This is a genomic window from Nonomuraea sp. NPDC005983, assembly GCF_040614375.1.
Taxonomy (GTDB): Bacteria; Actinomycetota; Actinomycetes; order Streptosporangiales; family Streptosporangiaceae; genus Nonomuraea.
In genome coordinates, this window is the sequence record NZ_JBEXUP010000075.1 from 36,016 (window position 1) to 42,987 (window position 6,972).

At 70.3% G+C, this 6,972-nt stretch carries 8 protein-coding genes and 1 pseudogene; 5 read left to right on the plus strand and 4 right to left on the minus strand.

Annotated features, from left to right (window positions below; translation table 11 throughout):
• The first annotated feature begins 27 nt into the window (after positions 1-27).
• From ABZ297_RS28655 to ABZ297_RS28665, 3 genes are read left to right on the plus strand one after another with little or no spacing between them, the layout of a single operon-like run.
• The gene (locus ABZ297_RS28655; RefSeq protein WP_355351959.1) at positions 28-381 is read left to right on the plus strand and encodes a VOC family protein; all 354 of its coding nucleotides are present in this window, start codon (positions 28-30) and stop codon (positions 379-381) included.
• On the plus strand, positions 378-716 hold the full coding sequence (locus tag ABZ297_RS28660) for a metalloregulator ArsR/SmtB family transcription factor (RefSeq protein ID WP_355351962.1): 339 nt from the start codon (positions 378-380) through the stop codon (positions 714-716). The genes ABZ297_RS28655 and ABZ297_RS28660 overlap by 4 nt, the downstream gene beginning before the upstream one ends.
• A complete protein-coding gene (locus tag ABZ297_RS28665; protein WP_355351965.1) occupies positions 713-1,147 on the plus strand; it encodes an SRPBCC domain-containing protein in 435 nt (144 codons plus the stop codon). The genes ABZ297_RS28660 and ABZ297_RS28665 overlap by 4 nt, the downstream gene beginning before the upstream one ends.
• Before the next feature lie 43 nt (positions 1,148-1,190).
• On the opposite strand, the gene ABZ297_RS28670 is transcribed toward ABZ297_RS28665, so the two are convergent.
• Together ABZ297_RS28670 and ABZ297_RS28675 are read right to left on the minus strand one after the other, a co-directional pair.
• On the minus strand, positions 1,191-2,453 hold the full coding sequence (locus ABZ297_RS28670; RefSeq protein WP_355351968.1) for a pentapeptide repeat-containing protein: 1,263 nt from the start codon (positions 2,451-2,453) through the stop codon (positions 1,191-1,193).
• A gap of 288 nt (positions 2,454-2,741) precedes the next feature.
• On the minus strand, positions 2,742-3,170 hold the full coding sequence (locus ABZ297_RS28675) for a hypothetical protein (RefSeq protein ID WP_355351971.1): 429 nt from the start codon (positions 3,168-3,170) through the stop codon (positions 2,742-2,744).
• A gap of 193 nt (positions 3,171-3,363) precedes the next feature.
• On the opposite strand from ABZ297_RS28675, the gene trxA reads away from it, so the two are divergent.
• Positions 3,364-3,753, plus strand: a complete 390-nt coding sequence (gene trxA / locus ABZ297_RS28680; RefSeq protein ID WP_355351974.1) for a thioredoxin — start codon at positions 3,364-3,366, stop codon at positions 3,751-3,753.
• A gap of 187 nt (positions 3,754-3,940) precedes the next feature.
• Here trxA and ABZ297_RS28685 read toward each other — a convergent pair whose 3' ends face one another.
• Both ABZ297_RS28685 and ABZ297_RS28690 read right to left on the minus strand, forming a co-directional pair.
• Complete coding sequence (locus tag ABZ297_RS28685; RefSeq protein WP_355351977.1) at positions 3,941-5,284, minus strand: class II 3-deoxy-7-phosphoheptulonate synthase; 1,344 nt, start codon at positions 5,282-5,284, stop codon at positions 3,941-3,943.
• Between the two features lie 174 nt (positions 5,285-5,458).
• Positions 5,459-6,664 carry an FAD-dependent oxidoreductase gene (locus ABZ297_RS28690; RefSeq protein WP_355351980.1) on the minus strand — a complete coding sequence of 402 codons (1,206 nt, stop codon included), beginning with the start codon at positions 6,662-6,664 and terminating at the stop codon, positions 5,459-5,461.
• A 127-nt stretch (positions 6,665-6,791) separates the two neighbouring features.
• Between ABZ297_RS28690 and ABZ297_RS28695 the strand changes: the two are divergent.
• Positions 6,792-6,972, plus strand: a pseudogene (locus tag ABZ297_RS28695) (hypothetical protein); the annotation flags it as partial.

Genomic DNA, 6,972 nt, shown 5'->3' on the forward strand with positions numbered 1-6,972 from the left:
GGATTTTTCCTACATATAGTGGCTGACATGAACATCTCCACCATCGCCACCGTGACCGTGCCCGTCTCCGACCAGGAGCGGGCCCTCGCCTTCTACACCGGCGCGCTGGGCTTCGAGCTCCGTACCGACAACCCGTTCCCGATGGGCCGCTGGCTGACCGTCGCCCCGAAGGGCGCCGAGAGCACGCTGCTGCTCGCGTCCTGGTTCCCCGACATGGCGCCGATCGGCGGCATGGTGCTCATCTCGCGCGACCTCGACGAGCTCGCCGCCACCCTGGGCGAGCACGGCGTGGCCGTCGAGGGGCCGAGCGACGAGCCGTGGGGCCGCCAGCTCCTGTTCAACGACCCCTTCGGCAACGGGTACGCGGTCATCCAGGCATGACGGCCGACCACGTGTTCGCCGCGCTGGCCAGCCCCGCCCGCCGTGAGCTGCTGCGCCTGTTGCGCGAGGAGGGCGCGCAGCCCGCCGGGCGGCTTGCCGAGCGCTTCGACATGAGCAGGCCGAGCGTCTCCGAGCACCTCAAGGTGCTCAAGGACGCCGGGCTGGTAGCCGAGAGCCGCAGAGGCAGGGAGCGGCACTACCGGTTGGAGGCCGAGCCGCTGATGGAGATCCGCGACTGGCTCACACCGTACGAGCGCTTCTGGAGAGCGAAGCTCGCCGACCTCAGCATGCTGCTCGACGAGATGGAAGACGACGATCATGGAAGAGGACGATGACTGAAGACACCCGCGCGATCAGGGTCGACCAGTACCTCGCGCACCCGCCCGCGAAGGTGTGGCGGGCGATCACCGAGCCGGAGCTGATGGCCCGCTGGCTCATGCCCAACGACTTCAGGCTGGAGGTCGGCCACCGCTTCACCTTCACCACCGAACCCAGGAAGGCGGTCGGCTTCGACGGGATCGTCTACTGCGAGGTGCTGGAGTTCGAGACGGAGAAGCTGCTGAGGATCAGCTGGACCGACGGCACAGACGCCGACTGGACCGTCACCTGGCGCCTCGAACCCGAGGGCCGGGGCACCAGGCTCTTCCTCGACCACGAGGGCTTCGACCCCGACGACCCGAGACAGCAACTCTCCCGCAAGATCATGGGCAGCGGCTGGCGCACCTCCCACTTCCGGGCGATCGAACGCGTCGTCGCGGAGCTCTGACGGCCGAGCGGGAGGCGCGCCCCCCGGCTCGGCCCTCACCGCGCTAGTGATGGTGGACGGCGGGATTCGGGATGGAGGCTCGGCCTTCGGCGTGCGAGGTGGACGTCCAGAACACCGCTCCGGCCGTGAGGGCGGCCAGGAGCGCGAACCAGGCCGCCGCCCGGCCCATCCGCATGCCGTACCCGCACAGCAGCCAGTACGCCGACAGCCACCAGCGGTGCGAGGCCTGGCGGCGCATCTCCATGGCGGCGAAGGCGAAGTCGGCGGAGGTGCCGTGGTCGTCCACCTGGCTCTGTAATCCGGCGTACAGCGTCGCGAGGCGGTCGGCGGTGGTCGTGCCGTCGGCGGCGGCGGCGGCCCAGCCGCGCAGCGTGTGCTCGTCGGCCAGCGCCCGCCGGCGGGAGATCCAGCGCAGCATCGGCCAGCGCAGGCTCACCCGCACGCCGCGCGGCGTCAGCGCGAACGTGCAGTCCTGTAAGCGGACGCCCCCCGGATGGACCAGCCCGGCGAACCTGCACGACGACAGGTCCAGGCCCGACAGGGCCAGGTCGGCCGCGTCCACCTGACGCAGCGAGGTCAGCGAGGCCCTGCCCCGGCCTCTGACGGCGGCGGGTCCGCGCAGGACCGCGCCCTCCAGGTCGGCGTGCGAGTCGGTCAGCCTGAGCACGGTGGTCCCGGCGACCTCCACCCGCCGCAGGTCCACGCCGCAGCCCGTGACCGCCACGTCCAGCGCGCCGTCGGCGCGGGCGCGGGAGGCGGAGAAGCGGCCGCTGGCCGACAGGTAGGCGTCGGCGGCGAAGTGCGCGGCGTCGAACCCGGCGCTGCCCGTGACCTTGCGGAACGACAGCGTCCGGCCGAACCTGGCGCCGCGGAAGCTCGCGCCTTCGCCGAACCTGGCGCCGTCGAAGGTGGCGTACCCGTCGAACCTGGCCCGCTCGCACGACAGCCCGTGCCCGAACGCGGTCTGGCTGAACAGCGCGTCGCGGGCCATCACCGCTCTGTCGAGCGAGAGATGGCCGCGCACCCTGACGCCGTGGAACGACAGCTCGCGGGCGAACCTGGCTCCGGCCATCGACACGTTGCCCTCGAACCGGGCGCCGAAGAAGGACGCGAGCCGGTCGAACCTGGCGCCGTCGAGAGACACGTCGCCCGCGAACGTCACTCCGGCTAACCGGACGTCTCCGGTGAACCTGGCGCCGTCCAGCCTGGCCCGGCCCGGCCTGCCGAGGACCGCCTCGACCACCCGGCCGAGGAGATCGCCGGTCACGGTGGTCCCGCGCAGGTCGAGCAGGCGTCCGGGAACCATCGCGGCCAGTTCGGACGCGAGGTTCTCGGGGGACAGGTGCGCTAAGCAGAGCCCGTACGGAGGCCGAGCAATTCCTGTGCAGGCAGGCGAATGCGAGCAGGTGACCCAGTCCATACCCTGCTCATACCCGCGTCGGCCCATGTCAAGGTTCGCTAATTTAATGCTCTATCCATATTTATCTAGAAATATGGAGCCTAAAAGACCCGTAAAGCGCTTGTCATGCGTGCTTTGCCCTGGGGCCGTTCGCGCCCTCACCAGGGGCGCGAACGGCTCTCATCCGGGGAACGCTCAGCCGCAGTGCACCTTCGTCAGGTCGCGGTGGGTCTTGCCGATCCACCCGGACACGTTGATGCACTTGTTGCGGGCCGAGACGTACACCGGGCCCGCGTACTGCGCGAACTGGCCGTAGTCATGGTCGGCCTGGGTGCCGCTGGACACCCCGATGGTCACCGACTTGTAGGTCTTCTTGCCGGCGGTGGAGCCGTAGCCGTAGGCGAGGGCGCAGTTCTTCCCGGTCCCGGAGCTGTAGTACACCTCCAGGGTGCCCGTCCTGGGGCCGGACTTGGGGATGGCGTAGACGCCGACCCGGTTGTAACCGCTTCCGCACGGGCCGGCCGCGGCGGCAGAGATCGCGCCCGCCGGGGCGGCGGAGGCCACCAGCCAGCCGGAGACCATCACCGCACTGGCCAGGACCGCGAGCTTGCTGCGGGTGTGCATGCAAATCCTTTCGTCGTACGTCCCCGCCGAGGCTTGTGGCCAGGCGAGGGTGAGAAATCGTGATCATACGGGCGCGGTTCGTGAGGGCCGCGCGCGGGGTCCCTTGTTGGATCAAGGTCGTGGGCATGGAATGCTGGAGAGGGGTACCTGGTTGACTGGGGTGAAACTTCAGCGACGACTTGAGGAGCCACGTGTGGCGACCATCGAAGTAACCGAGCAGAACTTCAACGACATCGCCGACAAGGGGATCGTCCTGCTCGATTTCTGGGCGACCTGGTGCCCGCCGTGCCGGATGTTCGGGCCGATCTTCGAGAAGGCGTCCGAGAAGCACGACGACATCACGTTCGGCAAGATCGACACGGATGCCCAGCAGAACCTCGCCCAGGGCTTCGAGATCACGTCCATTCCCACGCTGATGGCCATCCGCGACGGCATCGTGGTGTTCGCCCAGCCCGGCGCCATCCCCGAGCCGACTCTCGAGGACCTCATCAGCCAGGTCCGCGCGCTCGACATGGACGCGATCAGGGCCGAGCTCAGCGAAGAGCTGAAGAACGCCGAGATGAACAGCTCCGAACAGCAGTGACCGCCCGGGCCCGCCGTGATCGGCGGGCCTGCCGCCTGCTCAGCCCTTCCTGCCGACTCCGGCGTAGCCGACGGAGGGCTTGCCGCCCCCCGGCCGTGGCCCGGAGTCCGGACGCCGGTTTTTCGGGAAGGTCAGGCCGGGCGGGCGCGGCGACATGCCGCGCCCGCGTCGCAGGACGTGATCGGAGTCAGCCTCGGTACAGCTCCGCCACCCGGAAGGCCAGGTCAAGGGACTGGCCGCGGTTCAGGCGCGGGTCGCAGGCCGTCTCGTAGCGGGTCGCCAGGTCGCCCTCGGCGATCTCGTGCCCGCCGCCGACGCACTCGGTCACGTCGTCGCCGGTGAACTCGATGTGGATGCCGCCCGGGTGGGTGCCGAGCGCGCGGTGCACCTCGAAGAAGCCCGCCACCTCGTCGAGCACGGCGTCGAGCCGCCGCGTCTTGTGGCCGCTGGGCGCCTCGAACGTGTTGCCGTGCATCGGGTCGCACACCCAGGCGACCTGCGCGCCCGTGGCCGTGACCTCCTTGACCAGCGTCGGCAGCAGCTCACGGACCTTGGACGCGCCCATCCGGGTGATGAACGTCAGCCGGCCGGGCTCGTTGTCGGGGTTGAGCCGCTCGATCAGCGACAGAGCCGTCTCGGGGCTGGTGGTGGGCCCGAGCTTGACGCCGATCGGGTTGCGGATGCGGGAGAAGAAGTCGACGTGCGCGCCGTCGAGCTGGCGGGTGCGCTCGCCGATCCACACCATGTGGGCCGAAACGTCGTACGGCTGCCCGGTACGCGAGTCGATGCGGGTCAGCGCCCGGTCGTAGTCGAGGATCAGCGCCTCGTGCGAGGAGTAGAACTCGACCGTGTGGAACTCCTCGGGGTCGGCCCCGCAGGCGTGCATGAACGCGAGCGCCTGGTCGATCTCGCGGGCAAGCTGCTCGTAGCGGCGGCCCGCGGGCGACTCGCCCACGAAGTCCTGGTTCCAGGCGTGCACCTGGCGCAGGTCGGCGTAGCCGCCCTTGGCGAACGCCCGCGCGAGGTTCAGCGTCACGGCCGAGGAGTGGTACGCCTTGAGCAGCCGCCACGGGTCGGGCGTGCGGGCCTCGGAGGTGAAGTCGAAGCCGTTGACCATGTCGCCCCGGTAGGCCGGCAGCTCGACCCCGTCGCGGGTCTCGGTGCCCTTGGAACGGGGCTTGGCGAACTGCCCCGCCACCCGGCCGATCTTCACCACCGGCACCTTGGCCGCGTAGGTGAGCACGATCGCCATCTGCAGCAGCGTCTTGAGCTTGTTGCGGACGTTGTCGGCGGTGGCCCCCGCGAAGGTCTCGGCGCAGTCGCCGCCCTGCAGGACGAAGGCCTCACCCCTGACGACGGCGGCCAGCTGCTCCTTGAGCTGGTCGCATTCGCCGGCGAAGACGAGTGGGGGCAGGCCGCCGAGCTCGGCGACGACCTTGTCGAGCTCGCCGCGGTCGGGCCAGTCAGGCTGCTGGGCCGCGGGGAGGGCTCGCCAGGAATCGAGTTCCGCAGGATTGCTCTGTGCGCTCACGACATACGAGGGTATTCCACTGGCCCGGCACGGCCGACCCTGATGTCCACGTAGTGAGAACGGACTTTCCTCGCACGGGGGGCCGGTATTGCGAGAACGGACATTCGCCCACCGAACCACCCCATTGCCGGGCCGGACTTTACCCACTCCTGACCATAAACTTGCCAGGACACCTCACGTCGGCTCGCGCGCCGGCGCCGTGACGTGCTCCGGACGGACACCCAGCCCGATGAAGCGGCGCGTCACCCGGTTGAACAGCGGCACCCGCGCCAGGTCGCGCGGCAGCCGCGGCGTGCCCAGCCTGCTGTCGAGGGCGGGCCCGATCAGCCGGTTCTGGACGAACCGCTGCGCCGCCTGCGTCACCACGGTGGGCGGCATCCGCCGCCGCTGGATCCGGTGCAGCACCTGCTCGGAGACGTGCATGCCCGCCTGGAGCGGGCCCGCCAGCAGGTTCGCCGTGGCGACCGCGTCCTGCACGGCCAGGTTGATCCCCACGCCGAACACCGGCGACATGGCGTGCGAGGCGTCCCCGATGGACAGGAAGCCGGGCCGGTGCCAGCGGCGCAGCCGGTTGAGCACGACCGTCAGCATGCTGACGTCGTCGAAGCTCTCGATCAGCCCGGCCCGCTCGCGCAGGAACGGCAGCAGCCGGGCGACCGGCTCGCGGAGCGCCTCGATGCCCTGGCCCGCCAGGCGGTCGAACCCGCCCTTGGGGATGACGAAGGCGAGCTGCCAGTAGGTCTCCCGGTTGATCGCCACCATCAGGTGCCCGCTCGACAGCCGCAGGAACGGCTGCTCCGGGTCGCCCTCCTGGCGGGGCAGCCGGAACCACAGGACGTCCATCGGCGCGCCGAAGTCGCGCGGGACCAGCCGCGCGGCGGCGCGCAGCGTCGAGTCGCGGCCGTCGGCGCCGACGGTCAGCTCCGCCCGCAGTTCGTGCTCTCCCGATCCGTCCCGGTAGCGGACGCCGCGCACCGTGTCGCCCTCGCGGATCAGGCCGGTCGCCTCGGCGCTCATCAGCAGCCGGAAGTTCGGGTAGCGCTGCGCGGTCGAGGTGATGAGCGTGAGGAAGTCCCACTGCGGCACGAAGGCGATGTAGTCGTAGTTGCCCGGCAGGCCGCGCAGGTTCGTCACCCTGACCTCGCCGTCGTCGGTCACGATGCGAAACCCGTGCGCCTTGCGGTGGGGCAGCTGCAGGAACTCCTCGACCAGGCCGATCTCGTCGAGCACCTGCAGGGTGGACGGGTGGATCGTGTCGCCCCTGAAGTCGCGCAGGAAGTCGGCGTGCTTCTCCAGCAGCGTCACCTCGACGCCGGCCCTGGCCAGCAACAGGGCGAGGACCGCGCCCGCCGGGCCGCCGCCCGCGATCACACAACTCATGGCCGCGCCCTCCGTTGAGATCGGCTCACGTTCGGAAAAGAGCGAGTCTCCCTGCCATCCGACATGCCCAAGGAGGCGAAGTACAGACATGGGCGGCATGCGGGCGTGACGGCACGGGAGTGGAGCGATGGACGAGGACGGACCCCACACCCTCTCGGGCGCCTACGCCGTGCACGCGCTCCCGGCGGCCGACAGGGCGCTGTTCGAGAGGCGCCTGGCGTGGTGCGCGTCCTGCGTGTCGGAGGTGCGCGCCCTTCGCGAAGCCGCGGCCAGGCTCGCCGGGGTCGCCGCGGCCCCGCCGCCCGCCG